Genomic DNA, 14,234 nt, shown 5'->3' with positions numbered 1-14,234 from the left:
TCCCGTGACCGTCCGGGTCAGCCGCGCGGGCTGACGACGCGCGTCGAGGGCCGTTCGATGATGAGTCGCATGAGCATTCGCCCGCCCTCCCCCGTCGCATCCGTTGCCCCACCGCGTTGGGCGGTCCGGGCGGCTCACCTGACCGCGCTGGTCGTCCTGCCGAGCGGGCTTCTCCGCATCGTCTGGGCGCTCGGACATCCCGCTGGGTACACCGAAGCGGGCTTCGTGCCGTTCGAAACGTTCAGCGCCAAGGTGTGGATGCTGACGCTCAGTGTGGTCAGCGAGCTGGTCGCCCTCTTGGTCATCGGTCTGGTGCGTCCGTGGGGTGAGGTCGTACCGGGCTGGATACCGCTGATCGGAGGGCGACGCGTCCGGCCCATGGCCGCCGTCGTGCCCGCCTTCCTCGGCTCAGCGGCTCTGACGCTGCTCTGGTCCACCATGCCCTGGTGGTGGGCGCACCCGCACGATGACATGACACCCACCGGGAGCCTGGTCATCGGCATCCTCTACCAACCGCTGGTCCTCTGGGGGCCGCTGACCGCGGCCGTCGCCTTCTCCTACTACCGTCGCCATCGCGCCGCGCCGCGCCGGGCTTCGGTCGGCTGAGACCGTGGCCCATGCCGTGAGGCGGACGTCGGCCTCCATCCACGTCAGGGCTGAAAGGGGGGCGGACTCGGCTGACCGGCTACCGAAGGCTCAACCACCGCTCAAGCCGACGCGCCCTCACCACGAAGCCCCGCGACGAACGCGGACCAGGCCCCGGAGTCGAGCGAGAGCACGGGGCCGGTGCGCCACTTGGTGTCACGGACGGCCACCTCGGTCACCTCACCGGTGGGGTGGGGTCGGGAGCACCGGGCTTCCACACAGTTCCCATCCGACACTGAATACGACGACACGATCCACGTTTCAGTGCTCATGATTCCTTGTAGTCCCTCGCTGCGTCGGCCAAGGCTTGACGGGTCGCGTCCTCATCAAGCGCCGCTGCCCAGATTCCCTTGAACGCTTCCTCATGCTGCCGCACCTCCTCCGGCTTGTCGAAGTACCAGCCACCGCTGAAGTTCTCTCCGTACACGGTGGTCGGTTCATGGATCGCGCCGCCGGGGGTGGCCGGGAACCGCAGGATCACGAAGTTGCCGGTGTAGAGACCCGGATGAGGCCCCACTCCCAGTGGAACCAGCCGCACCGAGACCCTGGGCAGTCGGGAGACGTAGACGATGTGGGCCAACTGCGTCGCCATCACGTCCGGTCCGCCCATGGGCATCCTGATCGCCGCCTCGGACAGTACGGCGGAGAACGTGAACGGCGGCAGCTGCCGTGTCAGGATCAGTTGCCGCTTCTGACGGAACGCGACCCGCTCGTCGACCTCTTCGGAAGACAGGTCCGGGCGGTGCGAGCGCATGACGGCCGCCGAGTAGTCAGCGGTCTGGAACAGCCCGGGGACCAGGGAATCCTCGTAGGTGGAGATGTGGTCGGCGCTCTGTTCCATCCCCGCGTACCCCGAGGTGTAGCCAGGCACACTGCCGCTCTGCCACCACCCCGCCGTACGACTCTCCCGGGCCAGCGCGACGAGCGCCTCGATCAGTTCCGGAGGCGCTCCGTAGAACCCGCAGAGGACTTCTACATCCGGTGCCTTCATCGGCGTCTGCCCGGTCTCCATCCGCCAGATGGTGACCTCGGACTTGTCGATCCGTTTCGCCGCCGCCCGCAGCGTGATACCGGCCGCCTCCCGCAGCGCTCTGAGGTTCCGCCCCACCTGGCGCTGCGGTACCGATGATCCCCGCATCCCGCGCCCCCCTCTTCTTTCTTCCTTGCATTCGCGGTGAAAGGTCCGCGCCCTCGTGGTGAAAGGTCCGTCTCCCCATCGCGAAAGATCGAACTCACTTTCGGTCACTTTCCCTTGGCCGACCGTCACGAAGTGTTGCATGGGGTTGTGTCTCACGGAAGGGTGAAATCACTCCCCGTAAGCGGGAGTTGACCATACGCGCACAATCGAGGAGTCGCATGGACGAGGAAGAACGAGGAGCCCTCGCGGACGCCAGACGGAGGGAGGCCGACGAGATCCGCCGTCTCCTGGTCACCGAGGCCGCCGCGACCGGCGTCCACGTCCGCGCCACCGTCCAGTCCAGGCCCGGTGACACCCGCCTCTGGATCAACCCGGGGTGGCTCAGCCTCACCGAGGCGAAGACCGTCGCCCGGGCGCTCGGTGCCTACCGTCGGTCCCGGGAGGTCACGTGAACCGCCGCCGTCACCGCCGTCGCCGGAGCCAGACCACCCCCGACGGCGTCTTCTGGGGCGGCGTCCTCACGCTGTGCGTCTGGGGCGGTCTCGTCGTCGTCATCGTCCACGGCGCGGTGGAGGGGTTGTCGTGACGAGGGCGGAGGACGCCCCCGTCGGGAGCATCGTGGTGGACCGGCTGCTCGGGCTGGTGGGCGCCGTCCTCGGACAGACCGCCGTCCGGGGAGCGGTACGGCTGGGGCGGCCCGGGGGCACCGCCTGGTACGCCCCGTACGCGCGGCTCCGTCCCGCCGGGCCCGAGGAGGTCCGCCGCTTCCGGGCGCTGGAACGGCACCACCGCACTGCCCTGCGCGGACTCGCCCGGAACCCGGGGCCCGGCCCGGCGCGGGTCCGGGACCGTGGGTACTGAGGAACACCCGGGCAACGGGGGCACGGGCCCGACGCGGACCGGGCGGGAAAAGCGCGGGGCCCGTCCGGCGGACCGGACGGGCCCCAGCGGGGAGAGAGCGGTGGCTCAGACGCCCGCGTAGGAGTGCTTGCCGGTGACGAAGATGTTGACGCCGTAGTAGTTGAACAGCCAGCAGGCGAAGGCCAGCAGCGCCAGGTACGCGGCCTTGCGGCCCTTCCACCCGGCGGTGGCGCGGGCGTGCAGGTAGCAGGCGTAGGCGACCCAGGTGATGAACGACCAGGTCTCCTTGGGGTCCCAGCCCCAGTAGCGGCCCCAGGCGTCACCGGCCCAGATGGCGCCCGCGATGATCGTGAACGTCCAGAGCGGGAAGACCGCCGCGTTCACCCGGTAGGCGAACTTGTCGAGGCTGGCGGCGGAGGGCAGCCGCTCCATCACCGAGGTGGCGAAGGTGCCGGGCGTGCCGCCGGTCGCCAGCTTGTTCTCGTAGGAGTCGCGGAACAGGTAGAGGACCGTCGTCACGGCGCCCACGTAGAACACGGCCCCGCAGAGGATCGCGGTGGAGACGTGGATGTACAGCCAGTACGAGTGGAGGGCGGGCACCAGCTGCGCGCTCTCGGTGTACAGGACGGTGATGGCGAGGCCGAGGTCCAGCAGGACGGCGGTGGTCAGCGGCAGACCGATCCAGCGGACGTTCTTGCGCATCGCCAGGAAGCCCAGGTACACGGCGGTCGCCACGCACGAGAACGTGATGTTGAACTCGTACATGTTGCCCCAGGGGGCGCGCTGCACGGAGAGGGCCCGGGTGAGGACGCCGCCCGCGTGGACGACGAACGCCAGGACGCTGAACGCCACCGCGATCCGTCCGTACAGGTCGCCCTTGAAGGTGCCGCCCGCCGCGCCCGGACCGTCGGGCACGTCCCGGGTCCCGGCGGCGACCCGGGTGATCACCTTCGGCCGCTCCAGGGTGGTGGTCCCGGCGGACGACTTCACGGTGACGGCGGGGGCCGGGGCGGCGGCCCGCTGGGTGAGCAAGGCGGCGGTGCGGCCGACCTTGCTGCGGCTGCCGAAGATCCACTCCGCGATGTAGGCGAAGAAGGCCAGCGTGTAGACGGCCATCGCCGAATAGATCAGCACATTGCTGATGTTGGCGAGGTTTTCGTTGGTCGCTGCGGCGAGAGTCACTTCTCTGCCCCTTCGGCAGGAACGGCTGGGGTCGTGGGGGTGGGAGCGGTGGGGGCGGTGGCGTCCGTGGCGGGCGGGGGGACGGTTCCGGTGCCGTCGCCCGGTCCGTCCGGGGCCCCGGCGACGGATTCCGCGCGGGGGGCGGTGGGCGCCAGGTCGTGCAGGGCTCCGGCGAGTTCGGCGAGTTCCTCGGGGACCTTCGCGGACTCGCTGCGGCCGAGTCCGGCCATCTCCACGACGGTGATCCCGTCCGGGCCGGTGACGGCCCGCACCCAGACCCGGCGGCGCTGGATGAACAGGGAGGCGGCGAGTCCGGCGATGGCGGTGATCGCCCCGCCGAGGGCCCAGCCGCTGCCGGGCTCCCGGGCGATCTGGAACCCGGCCCACTCCTGGATCTCCTTCTCGAAGGTGATCGACCCGGCGCCACCGGGGAGCTTCATGGTGTCGCCCGGGAGCAGCCGCTTCTTGAGCAGCTCGCCGTTCTTGTCCTTGAACTCCTTCATCTTCGTCCGGTCCAGCTGGTAGACGCTCTGCGGAATGCCCGCGTTGACCCCGAGGGAACCGTAGTAGGCGGAGAGCGCGAGGACCGGGAAGTCGAGGGCCGGGAAGGTCGAGAACATCTGGCCCTTGCCCGCCCCGGCGAAGGTCGGCACGAAGAACGCGTTGAAGCCGAGCTGCTGCTTCTTGCCGTCCTTGTCGCGGTAGCCGTCCATGACCTTGATCGCGCCGGACGAGGTGACGTTGGCGTCCATCGGCAGCAGCGGCACCGCCTCGCTGAAGACCACCTTGCCGCGCGGGTCGCGGACCGTCACCACGGGCGCGTACCCGTGGGAGACCAGGTACACCTTGGTGCCGTCGATCTCCAGCGGCTTGTTGACCTCGATGGTCGTCTTCTTCTCCGGCCCGTCCACGCCCTCGCTGTAGGTGACGTCGGCCTTGAAGCTGCTCGCGGTGCCCTTGGACGGTCCGCTGCGCTGGTAGGTGCCCTCGAACTTGTCGAAGCGGAAGCTGAACGGGGTGAGGTCGTCCGGGCCGAAGAGGTTGCCGGACTTGAAGTCGTCGTACTGGGTGAGCGTGTTGGAGAAGCCGCCGCCCGGCAGGATCAGCTTGTTGCCCTCGTGGCGCAGCAGCTGTCCGGCGGCGAACGCCACCAGCATCACGATCAGCGCCACGTGGAAGGCCAGGTTGCCGGCCTCCCGGAGGTAGCCCTTCTCGGCGGCGACGGCGTCCCCGGTGACGTGCGCCCGGAACCGTCGGCCGCGCACCAGGGCGAGCGCGGCCTCCCGCACCGCCTCCGGCTCGGCCTCGGTGCGCCAGGTGGTGTACGCGGGCAGCCGGGTCAGCCGCTTGGGGGCGCCCGGCGGACGGCCCCGGAGCTGGCCCACGAACTGCCAGGTGCGGGGGACGATGCAGCCGATCAGCGAGACGAACAGCAGGATGTAGATCGCGGAGAACCACACCGAGCTGTAGACGTTGAAGAGTCCGGTCGCGTCGTAGAAGGAGGCGAGGGCGGGGTTCTTCCCCCGGAGGTCCTCGATCCGGAAGTCGTCGGTGCCGCGCTGCGGGATCAGCGAGCCGGGGATCGCCGCCAGCGACAGCAGCAGCAGGAGGAGCAGGGCGACCCGCATCGAGGTGAGCTGGCGCCAGAACCAGCGCGCCCAGCCGATCACGCCCAGCGCGGGGAGGTGGGGGGCGTCCTCGCGGGGCGCGGTGGTGAGCTGCGCCCCGGCGGCGCCGAGGTCGTCACCGCCACCGGACGTCGTCGAGGTGCCGTCGGACGCCACGGAGGTGCCTTCCGGCGGCGCGGAGGCGTCGTCTCCGTGCGCCTCGGAGGTGCCGTCGGCCGGGGCGTTCCCGGGCGTGGCCTTGGTGTCGCTCATCGTTCAGATCCCCACCGAGAAGCCGCTGGACCAGACCTGCATGTGCTGGACCATGGTGTTCCAGACACCGGTGAGCAGGAGCAGACCGGTCACGATCATCATTCCGCCGCCGATCCTCATCACCCAGACGTAGTGCCGCTTGATCCAGGCGAAGGCGCCCATCGCCTTGCGGAAGGCCACGGCCGCGAGGATCAGCGGCAGTCCCAGACCGAGGCAGTACGCGACGGTCAGCGCCGCCCCGCGCCCCGCGTTGGCCTGTTCCAGGGCGAGCGTGTTGACGGCCGACAGGGTCGGTCCCATGCAGGGCGTCCAGCCGACGCCGAACATCGCGCCGAGCAGCGGGGCGCCCGCGAGTCCGGCGGCGGGCTTCTTGTGGAAGCGGAACTCCCGCCGGGTCAGCCAGGGCATCCCGCCCATGAAGAAGAAGCCCATCAGCACCATGAGGGCGCCGAGGACCTTGGTGATGATCTCCTGGTTGGCCAGGAGGTTCTCCCCGGCGTAGCCGAAGAGCGCGCCGCCGGAGACGAAGACCGCGGTGAAGCCGAGGACGAAGAGCGAGGCCCCGGCGACCATCCGGCCGCGCTTGGCCTCCGCGAGGTCGGTGCCGCCGATGCCGGTGACGTAGCTGAGGTAGCCGGGGACCAGCGGCAGCACGCACGGCGAGAAGAAGGAGACGAGCCCGGCGAGCAGCGCGATCGGCAGGGCGAGCAGCAGCGCCCCGCTCATCACGGTCTGGTTGGGGCCCACCACCGCCTCGGCGAGGTACAGCGGCGCGGTGGCCGACAGGTCGGCGAACGTCCCCGAGGGCGACCCGGCGGACGCCCCGGCGAGCGGCTCCGCGAGCGGCGTCCCGGCGGTGAGGGCTCCGGCGGTGAAGGAGGTCACCGGGTCACTTCTCCGCGATCACGGGGGCGATCATCTTCCGCAGCTTCTCCTCGCTGAGCGGGGTGAGCGCGCGGGCGGCGACCCGGCCCTCCCGGTCGAGCACCAGGGTGGAGGGGATCGACTGCGGGTTGAGCGTGCCCTTGGGGAAGCGGAGCATCAGCTTGCCCATCGGGTCGTACAGGCTCGGGTAGGTGACGCCGAAGCTCTCCTCGAACGCCTTCGCCGGGCCCTGGCTGGTGTCGCGGGTGTTGATGCCGACGAACTGGACGCCCTTCGCCCCGGTCTCCTCGGAGACCTTCTGGAAGCCGGGGGCCTCCGCGCGGCAGGGCGGGCACCAGGAGCCCCAGACGTTGAGGACGACGACCTTGCCCTTGTAGTCGGCGAGGTCCAGTTCCTCGCCTTCGAGGGTCTCGCCGTCGATCTTCGGACCGTCCTTGCGGTCGGCCTTCGCGACGGTGGAGATGCCGTCCTTCCCGGCCACGAAGTTGGTGCCGCCGGCCCCTCCGGCGGTGCCGCCGGAACCGCACGCGGTGAGCAGCAGGGCGGCGCCCGTGGCGGCGGCGGTGACCGCCGCGATCCGGCCCCGGCGCCCGGCGGCGCTCCGGACGGCGGCCCCGGGACGGGAGTCCTCCGGCCGCTGGCGGAGGGTGCGGGGTGCTGCGGCTGGGCTCTGCTGGGCACGGCGGACGGCACTCATGTGAAAAGTTTCGCATGCCCGTTTCGGGGATCTTCCGCACCCCCCTGGCGGGGTTGAACGCCCATTTCAGAGGGGGTGAGCAGGGCTTTCGGCCAGGGTTCGCCCGCTGTCCGGAACGGCATGGCCACGGGGTGGCGGAACGCGTCCCTCCCGGTCCCGGGCGCGTCGGCGGCGGACCGCCGGAACACGTCGCCCGTGGCCGGACGGAACGCCGTCCGTCGCCGGACGGGACACGTCACCCGTCGCCGGACGGAACGCGCCACCCGTCGACGCGCGGAAACGTGTCACCGGCGGCGTCACCGGACCGCGTCCCGCCGGGACCTACCCCGGGGTGCCGGACGGCTTCCGCTCCGGGTTCCCCTTCTTCTCCTCCTTGAGGTAGCCGCGCCAGCCGCCGACGGGCTTCTGGCCGACCTCCAGGGCGCGCAGCCGGTCGAGGACCTCGGGCCGCTGGGCGTCCAGCCAGTCCACGAACTGCCGGAAGGAAACGATCCGGACGTCCTTCTTCCCGGCGATCCGCTTGACGGTGTCCTCGACGGCGTCCATGTAGATGCCGCCGTTCCACTGCTCGAAGTGGTTGCCGATGAAGAGGGGCGCGCGGTTGGTCCCGTAGGCGCGGCGGAACCCGGCGAGGAAGGCGCCGGTCGCCTGCTCGCGCCAGCGGGCGCGGTGCCGGGTCGGGCCGTTGGTCGCGTTCCCGGACTGGTTGACCATGATGTTGTAGTCCATGGACAGGACCTCGAACGAACGGCCGGGGAAAGGTATCGCCTGGAGCGGGAGGTCCCACAGTCCGCCGCGCTTGCCGGGCCAGCGCTGGGTGCCGCCGGGCGAGGAGGAGTCGTAGCGCCAGCCCAGTTCGCGGGCGGCGGGCAGCAGGTTGTCGCGGCCCAGCAGACACGGGGTGCGGGCCCCGATCAGCTCCTTGTCGTAGTCGAAGGGCAGCGAGGGGAGGTCGTCCCAGCCGGTGTGGGTGCGCCACTCCTTGACGAAGGACGTGGCCTGCTCGATCTCGCTGCGCCACTGGGCGGACGTCCAGTGCTCGACGGAACCCCGGCCCGCGCAGAAGTGGCCGTTGAAGTGGGTTCCTATCTCATGGCCCTCGCGCCAGGCGCGGTCGACGTACTTCAGGGTCGACCGGATGTTCTCGTCCTTCAGATAGCCGATGTCGGACGCCCCGACGGCGTTGTTCGGCGGCCGGTAGAGCCGCTTCTTCGACTCGGGCAGCAGATAGATCCCGGAGAGGAAGAAGGTCATGTGCGCGTCGTGTTCGCGGGCGAGATCGAGGAATCGCGGGAACAGCCCGTTGCCGACCTCTCCGGCCCCGTCCCAGGAGAAGACCACGAACTGCGGCGGGGTCTGTCCGGGCTCCAGCGGGACGGGCGCCGGGGGCTGGCGCGGCTGCTTCCCGGTGAAGGAGGTGGACCCGTCCCCGATGGGCCTGGCCTTCGGAGACGCCGGACGGCTCCGCTCCGGCCCGGGTTCCCGCCCGCCCCGGTCACGGCCGCCACCACCGTCACCGTCCCCGCCGGAAGAGCATCCCGCGAGCCCGAGGGCGGCGAGCGCGCCCGCTCCCGCCCCGATCATTCCCCGTCGGCCGATGTCCCGCATGGAAACCCCTGTGATCACTTGATCGCTTGATCGATTTGCGTCCCCCAAAGACGCGTCCTGTTTTTTCGGACGCCTCTTGAGAGCACATATCGAACAGATGGGTTCCCTTTGAGGGAGATTTCGATTGTTTCTTTACCGAGAGAGATCGCTAATGATCATGCCTGGCTTCCGTGAACGATCACCACGGGTTCGCCGCGCGGGTTGAGCACACGGGCTCACCACGGGAAACCGGAAGTCCGGGAGGGCCGGAGGCGCGGGAGGTCCGGGAAGCCGGAGGTCCGGGAAAGCCGGGAACCCCGCCCGGCGGGTGGCGGGCGGGGTTCCGGGGCCTGTTCATTCGTGCGGCAGCTGCCCGAGGAAGTCGGTGAGGGCGGGGGCCGAGGGCGGTGACTCCCCGCCGAGGTGGCGCCGGTAGTGGTCGGCGACCAGCCTCCGCAGCTCCGCCTCGTCCGGCTCCTCGCCGGTCAGCTCGAAACGCACCCCGTGGGGTCCGCCGACGAGGCGCAGCGGCCTGGCCGTCGCGTCGAACCCCCGGCCGTACTCGTCGGGCCGCTCCCACCACGCCTCGGCGAAGGCCAGATCCTTGAGGACGTACATGTACGACTCGTCGTCGAAGACGACCAGGGGCCCCATCGGTGCGGTCATGGGAGGAGTATGACTCCCGCCGACCGCGCCCACCGGGCCCCCGAGCCTTTGGGCCGCCCCGGGCCCCGACCCTCCGGTTCCGGCCCTCCGGGACCCGGCCCGCCCCGGGGGGCTACGCCCCGAACGCCTTCGCCGCGCCCTTGACCTTCTTGGCGCCCGCCAGCAGATGCGGCGGCACCAGGTCCCGGGCGGGCTCGGAGTAGCCGACCGAGACGATCCGGTCGCCCTCGTAGGTGAAGCTGGTCAGCGAGGCGAGGGTGCACTGGCGCCGTCGCGGGTCGTGCCACAGGTGGCGGCGCTCCACGTAGCTCCGCACGATCCAGATCGGCAGCTGGTGGCTGACGAGCACCGCCTCGTGCCCCCGGGCGGCGTCGCGCGCCGCGTCCATCGCCCGCAGCATCCGCACCACCTGGTCGATGTACGGCTCGCCCCAGGACGGCCGGAACGGGTTGACCAGGTGCCGCCAGTTGCCGGGCCTGCGCAGCGCGCCGTCGCCGACGCCGAAGGTCTTGCCCTGGAAGACGTTGCCCGCCTCGATCAGCCGCGCGTCGCTGCCCAGGTCGAGCCCGTGGGACTTGGCGACCGGCGCCGCCGTCTCCTGCGCCCGCTCCAGCGGCGAGGCGGAGACGAAGGTGACGTCCCGGTCCGCGAGGTGCTCGGCGACCCGGTCGGCCATCTCCCGTCCCAGCCCGGACAGGTGGTACCCGGCGAGGCGCCCGTAGAGGATGCCCTCGGGGTTCTCGACCTCCCCGTGCCGGACCAGGTGGACGATCGTGCGGTCCGTCCCGGCCGTCGTCCCGCTCACGCCGCGCCCCCCGCGACGGCCTCGGCGGCGGCACGGGCGGCGGCGGGCAGCGCCGCCGCGATCCGCTCGATCGCGGCGTCGTCGTGGGCGGTGGACACGAACCACGACTCGAACGCGGACGGCGGCAGGTACACGCCGTGCGCGAGCATCGCGTGGAAGAACGCGTTGAAGCGGAACGACTCCTGCCGCTTGGCGGCCTCGTAGTCGTGGACCTCCTCCTCCGTGAAGAACACGGAGAACATGGTGCTGGCGCTCTGGACCCGGTGCGCGACGCCCTCCTTGGTCAGCGCCTCCGTCACCAGGGCGCGGACCCGGTCGGCGACCGTGTCGAGGGTCGCGTACGCGGCGTCGTCCAGCAGCCGCAGCTGCGCCAGTCCGGCCGCCGTCGCGACCGGGTTCCCGGAGAGCGTGCCCGCCTGGTACACCGGCCCGGCGGGGGCCAGCGCGGCCATGACGTCCGCCCGGCCGCCGAAGGCCGCCGCCGGGAAGCCGCCGCCCATAACCTTGCCGAAGGTCATCAGGTCGGGCGCCACCCCGTCCACCCCGAACCATCCGGCGCGGGAGGTGCGGAAGCCCGTCATCACCTCGTCCGAGACGTACAGCGCGCCGTGCTCGCGGCACAGGTCCCGCAGTCCGGCGTTGAAGCCCTCGCGGGGCGGCACCACGCCCATGTTGCCGGGGGACGCCTCGGTGATCACGCAGGCGATCTCACCGGGGTGCGCGGCGAACGCGGCCCGGACGGCGTCCAGGTCATTGTACGGCAGGACGATGGTGTCCCCGGCCTGCGCGCCCGTCACGCCCGGGGTGTCCGGCAGCGCGAAGGTCGCCAGACCCGACCCGGCGGCGGCGAGCAGCGCGTCCACGTGGCCGTGGTAGCACCCGGCGAACTTGACCACCTTGGCGCGGCCGGTGAAGCCCCGCGCGAGCCGGATCGCCGACATCGTGGCCTCCGTCCCGCTGGACACCAGCCGGACCTGGTCCACCGGAGCCACCCGGGCGACGATCTCCTCCGCGAGGGCCACCTCGCCCTCGCCGGGCGTCCCGAAGGACGTGCCCCGGCCGACCGCCTCCCGCACCGCGTCGACCACCTCGGGACGGGCGTGTCCGAGGATCATCGGCCCCCACGAGCACACCAGGTCCACGTACTCGCGGCCGTCGGCGTCGGTCAGGTACGGGCCCCGTCCGGACACCATGAACCGGGGCGTGCCGCCCACGGCGCGGAAGGCACGCACCGGGGAGTTCACGCCCCCCGGCGTCACCTGTGCCGCGCGGTCGAAGAGCGACTGCGAAGCCGGGGCTTCATACCGATAGGGTTGTTGGCTCATAACCTGCGGTTCCCTAGGGCCGAATGGGGTGGACGCCCCCCAGACTAGAAGAAAGCCCCCGCCCCCCTCGCCGGGGGCGGGCCCTGGAACCCCGGCCGCGCACCGCGTCCCGTTCCCCGGTCGTCCGCCCGGGTCCCCACCAGTCTCCACCCCGGCCCCGGGCCCCGCCCGCCCGGGCCCGTGCCGACCGCCGTCGCCGGGGCGGGCGCACCGGGCGGACGGCCGCCGCGGTCGCCCCGGACGGATGACCCGGGAGGGCGGCGGGGGCGGCGGTCCGGGTCCCGTGGAGGGCCCGCCCGGCAGACGGCGACCGCGCTCCGGGGGCCTTCGGCGGGCGGGGTTCTCCCGGCCGTTCCGGGGCCCGCCCGGACTCTCCGGGGCTCCTCGCAAACCAGCGGGACGGTTCGGCGGGACGGTTCGTCTGGAGGTGCCCGCGCGGACGAACCGAGTCCCCGCGGGACTTTCCCGGTGGCCACCGCACGGAGTTGCCCGGGACGTTCCCCTCGCGTTCCGGCGGATGTTCCGGTGGTGTTCCGGCGGGTGTTCCTGTATAGGGTTCCCGAACCGGCGGGAAACGGGTCGGAATTCGCTGGTTTTTTCCCCGGTGTTACCGACCGGTGTTCCCGGCCGGCCGGACTTCCGGCACCCCGCGCGCCTTCCCTTTGGGTTTCGCGGGCGATAGGCGCCGGGCGGCGCCCCGCGTGAACGCCCCTGGAGCCCCGCCCCCAGCTGGCCGGGTGCGCGAGCACGCCCCGGGTGAACCGCGCGGCGGTGACGGGGAGTCCCCGGGGACTCGAAGGACAAGGGTTCCGGGCCGGGGGGCGCGGGAGGCGCGAATCGTACCCTCCGGCGGTCCCGCCGAAAAGACCCTCCGCCCCCGGCCCGTCGTTTTCACCGCACTCCGGCCGACCGGACTATTCCCGGCGGAACTCCACCCGCGCTTTCGGGCCGACCTCGCTCTTATCCCCTTTGGAGTTTGCCCGTCGGGTATATCCTTCGGTGACCCGGAGATACGGTCGCGACCGCCTCCGGCCGCCCCACCCCATGAGCGGGGTCCATGATCCGTAGACTACCCGGGCAGCCCGAAGCCGGGGCATGATACGGGCAGCTCGCACGGTCGTGGTGGCGGAGACCTCCGACGCCCGTGCCGGGGTGTTTCACGGCACGTTTCGGCGCGTGGGCGTGGGGGAGGTCACTGACACGATGATCGGGTCGCGCGGCTGCTGTCGCGCGCCGGGGAAAAGCAGTCGGGTGGAGATATGCATCGCGGTGGTGGACTGGGCGAGGGGACCGGCGACCTCGGCCCCCGGCGTGCCCGGCGGGGAAGGCACCGGCGCGAGGCGGAGGCCGCGGGGGCGCAGCTCCCCGGCGGGGGACACGTCCCGTTGGGCGGGGGCGGCACGGAGCGGGCGCACACGGGAAGCGGGAGCGGGCGCGTGGGGGTGACCTACAAGTACTTCGGCGCACCCGACGGGGCCACCGCCGCGCGGGTGCCGATCTCGATGCGCCCGGAGGAGCTGGGCGGTGACGAGCTCGGCATGGGCGGGATGTTCACCAAGATCAAGCCGGAGACGATGGCCGCCATGGTCCTCACCGGCATCCAGGGCATACCCCTGCACAAGGTCCCCCCGCTGGAACTCGTGGTCCTCCACCCCGACTACGCCGTCGTCAAGCTCCCCATGACGGTAGTCGACCCGCTGCGCGGCGTGGGCGAGGAGGCGGTCGGCGCCGCCGCGTTCATCTGGTCCACGGTTCCCGACCGCGGCGGCCCGCGCGACGCGTTCAACGTCTACCAGCTCCTCCACGAGTGGCAGGACTTCAGCCACCGGCTGCACGAGGCGGGCCACCAGCCGTACTGTCTCGTCTGGCCCTGACCGGTCCACCGGTCCGCCCCTCCCACCGGGTCCGCCCTCCCACCCGGTCCGCGCCTCCGGCCCGGTCAGTACCTTCCGCCCGGTCCGTTCCTCCCGCCGGTCCTCGCCCGTCCGAGGCCCTCGCCTTTCGCGGTCCTCGCCGTCCGAGGCCCTCGCCTTTCGCGGTCCTCGCCTTTCGCGGTCCTCGCCTTCGCCGTCGGTCCCTTCCGCCGACCGCGCCCCTCTCGGCCGCCGCGCCCCCCTCGCGGTCAGTCCCTTTCGCTGGCCGCGCCCTTTTCGGCCACCTCGCCGCTCCCTCTCGCCGGTGCGCCTTCACCGACGCGTCGCCGCGCATCGCCGCGCGCCGGTGCGCCCCTCCGCCGGTCTCCGGTCCGCCGTCGGGCGACTCCCGCTCGTCCCGCCCGTGGGTACGGCGGCAGGACCCGTCCCCGGGGCACTAGCGCCCGGAACCCCCCTTTCCGTACAGGGGTGTTGGCCCTTCACCACGCGCGACGCGCCCGACGGGCGCCCGGGCGGCTCGTAACCCCTCCCCCGCGCGGGGCGTTCCAGGGGTGCGCGCCGCGCGCGGGACCGGGCGTGCGAAGCGGCGGTACGCGCACGCGCACGGTGCGTGGCGCGGGTGGTCATCGGGAGGAATCACGTGGAACGGCCGGAGTATCCGAACGGGGCCACGGAAAGCGTTCCGGACG

15 protein-coding genes are annotated in these 14,234 nt (G+C 71.8%); 5 read left to right on the top strand and 10 right to left on the bottom strand.

Annotation, left to right across the window (positions count from 1 at the left end):
* Window positions 1-60 precede the first annotated feature (60 nt).
* Window positions 61-606: a hypothetical protein gene (locus tag ACVWNX_RS20465; RefSeq protein WP_454414861.1), complete on the top strand. Its 546-nt coding sequence runs from the start codon at window positions 61-63 to the stop codon at window positions 604-606.
* Window positions 607-707: 101 nt separating this feature from the next.
* Here the strand turns inward: ACVWNX_RS20465 and ACVWNX_RS20460 are convergent, their stop codons facing one another.
* Window positions 708-917: a DUF397 domain-containing protein gene (locus tag ACVWNX_RS20460; protein WP_454408871.1), complete on the bottom strand. Its 210-nt coding sequence runs from the start codon at window positions 915-917 to the stop codon at window positions 708-710.
* A complete protein-coding gene (locus tag ACVWNX_RS20455; protein WP_454408870.1) occupies window positions 914-1,924 on the bottom strand; it encodes a helix-turn-helix domain-containing protein in 1,011 nt (336 codons plus the stop codon). Before ACVWNX_RS20455 ends, ACVWNX_RS20460 begins: the two co-directional genes overlap by 4 nt.
* Before the next feature lie 77 nt (window positions 1,925-2,001).
* Between ACVWNX_RS20455 and ACVWNX_RS20450 the strand changes: the two genes are divergently transcribed.
* From ACVWNX_RS20450 to ACVWNX_RS20440, 3 genes are read left to right on the top strand one after another with little or no spacing between them, the layout of a single operon-like run.
* A complete protein-coding gene (locus tag ACVWNX_RS20450; RefSeq protein ID WP_454408869.1) occupies window positions 2,002-2,235 on the top strand; it encodes a hypothetical protein in 234 nt (77 codons plus the stop codon).
* Window positions 2,232-2,369: a hypothetical protein gene (locus tag ACVWNX_RS20445; protein WP_454408867.1), complete on the top strand. Its 138-nt coding sequence runs from the start codon at window positions 2,232-2,234 to the stop codon at window positions 2,367-2,369. The genes ACVWNX_RS20450 and ACVWNX_RS20445 overlap by 4 nt, the downstream gene beginning before the upstream one ends.
* Window positions 2,366-2,644: a hypothetical protein gene (locus tag ACVWNX_RS20440; RefSeq protein ID WP_454408866.1), complete on the top strand. Its 279-nt coding sequence runs from the start codon at window positions 2,366-2,368 to the stop codon at window positions 2,642-2,644. The genes ACVWNX_RS20445 and ACVWNX_RS20440 overlap by 4 nt, the downstream gene beginning before the upstream one ends.
* Before the next feature lie 105 nt (window positions 2,645-2,749).
* Here ACVWNX_RS20440 and ccsB read toward each other — a convergent pair whose 3' ends face one another.
* From ccsB to hemL, 8 genes are all read right to left on the bottom strand, one after another.
* Window positions 2,750-3,826 (bottom strand): c-type cytochrome biogenesis protein CcsB, encoded by a 1,077-nt coding sequence (ccsB, locus tag ACVWNX_RS20435; RefSeq protein WP_454408864.1) that lies wholly within the window; start codon window positions 3,824-3,826, stop codon window positions 2,750-2,752.
* Window positions 3,823-5,706: a cytochrome c biogenesis protein ResB gene (gene resB, locus ACVWNX_RS20430; RefSeq protein WP_454408862.1), complete on the bottom strand. Its 1,884-nt coding sequence runs from the start codon at window positions 5,704-5,706 to the stop codon at window positions 3,823-3,825. Before resB ends, ccsB begins: the two co-directional genes overlap by 4 nt.
* Window positions 5,707-5,709: 3 nt before the next feature.
* Window positions 5,710-6,432 (bottom strand): cytochrome c biogenesis CcdA family protein, encoded by a 723-nt coding sequence (locus ACVWNX_RS20425; protein WP_454414860.1) that lies wholly within the window; start codon window positions 6,430-6,432, stop codon window positions 5,710-5,712.
* A 163-nt stretch (window positions 6,433-6,595) separates the two neighbouring features.
* A complete protein-coding gene (locus ACVWNX_RS20420; protein WP_454408861.1) occupies window positions 6,596-7,288 on the bottom strand; it encodes a TlpA family protein disulfide reductase in 693 nt (230 codons plus the stop codon).
* A 321-nt stretch (window positions 7,289-7,609) separates the two neighbouring features.
* Window positions 7,610-8,896 carry a polysaccharide deacetylase family protein gene (locus ACVWNX_RS20415; RefSeq protein ID WP_454408860.1) on the bottom strand — a complete coding sequence of 429 codons (1,287 nt, stop codon included), beginning with the start codon at window positions 8,894-8,896 and terminating at the stop codon, window positions 7,610-7,612.
* Window positions 8,897-9,229: 333 nt separating this feature from the next.
* Entirely contained in the window at window positions 9,230-9,541 is a 312-nt protein-coding gene (locus ACVWNX_RS20410; protein ID WP_454408859.1) for a hypothetical protein, read from the bottom strand.
* Window positions 9,542-9,653: 112 nt separating this feature from the next.
* Window positions 9,654-10,346 (bottom strand): histidine phosphatase family protein, encoded by a 693-nt coding sequence (locus tag ACVWNX_RS20405; protein ID WP_454408858.1) that lies wholly within the window; start codon window positions 10,344-10,346, stop codon window positions 9,654-9,656.
* Window positions 10,343-11,671 (bottom strand): glutamate-1-semialdehyde 2,1-aminomutase, encoded by a 1,329-nt coding sequence (gene hemL / locus ACVWNX_RS20400; protein WP_454408856.1) that lies wholly within the window; start codon window positions 11,669-11,671, stop codon window positions 10,343-10,345. The genes ACVWNX_RS20405 and hemL overlap by 4 nt, the downstream gene beginning before the upstream one ends.
* A 1,259-nt stretch (window positions 11,672-12,930) precedes the next feature.
* Here hemL and ACVWNX_RS20395 point away from each other — a divergent pair.
* Entirely contained in the window at window positions 12,931-13,545 is a 615-nt protein-coding gene (locus ACVWNX_RS20395; protein ID WP_454408855.1) for a hypothetical protein, read from the top strand.
* The last annotated feature ends 689 nt before the right edge of the window (window positions 13,546-14,234 follow it).

The sequence above is a fragment of the Streptomyces sp. JNUCC 64 genome, assembly GCF_054484115.1.
Note: the sequence above shows the minus strand (reverse complement) of the source record. Positions and strands in the feature narration are given on the sequence as shown.

Coding starts and splice junctions, on each gene's coding strand:
- hemL (WP_454408856.1), bottom strand. CDS start 11,671: ATGAGCCAACAACCCTATCGGTATGAAGCCCCGGCTTCGCAGTCGCTC.
- ACVWNX_RS20465 (WP_454414861.1), top strand. CDS start 61: ATGAGTCGCATGAGCATTCGCCCGCCCTCCCCCGTCGCATCCGTTGCC.
- ACVWNX_RS20455 (WP_454408870.1), bottom strand. CDS start 1,924: ATGCAACACTTCGTGACGGTCGGCCAAGGGAAAGTGACCGAAAGTGAG.
- ACVWNX_RS20460 (WP_454408871.1), bottom strand. CDS start 917: ATGAGCACTGAAACGTGGATCGTGTCGTCGTATTCAGTGTCGGATGGG.
- ACVWNX_RS20415 (WP_454408860.1), bottom strand. CDS start 8,896: ATGCGGGACATCGGCCGACGGGGAATGATCGGGGCGGGAGCGGGCGCG.
- ACVWNX_RS20425 (WP_454414860.1), bottom strand. CDS start 6,432: ATGAGCGGGGCGCTGCTGCTCGCCCTGCCGATCGCGCTGCTCGCCGGG.
- resB (WP_454408862.1), bottom strand. CDS start 5,706: ATGAGCGACACCAAGGCCACGCCCGGGAACGCCCCGGCCGACGGCACC.
- ACVWNX_RS20410 (WP_454408859.1), bottom strand. CDS start 9,541: ATGACCGCACCGATGGGGCCCCTGGTCGTCTTCGACGACGAGTCGTAC.
- ACVWNX_RS20395 (WP_454408855.1), top strand. CDS start 12,931: ATGCATCGCGGTGGTGGACTGGGCGAGGGGACCGGCGACCTCGGCCCC.
- ACVWNX_RS20450 (WP_454408869.1), top strand. CDS start 2,002: ATGGACGAGGAAGAACGAGGAGCCCTCGCGGACGCCAGACGGAGGGAG.
- ACVWNX_RS20420 (WP_454408861.1), bottom strand. CDS start 7,288: ATGAGTGCCGTCCGCCGTGCCCAGCAGAGCCCAGCCGCAGCACCCCGC.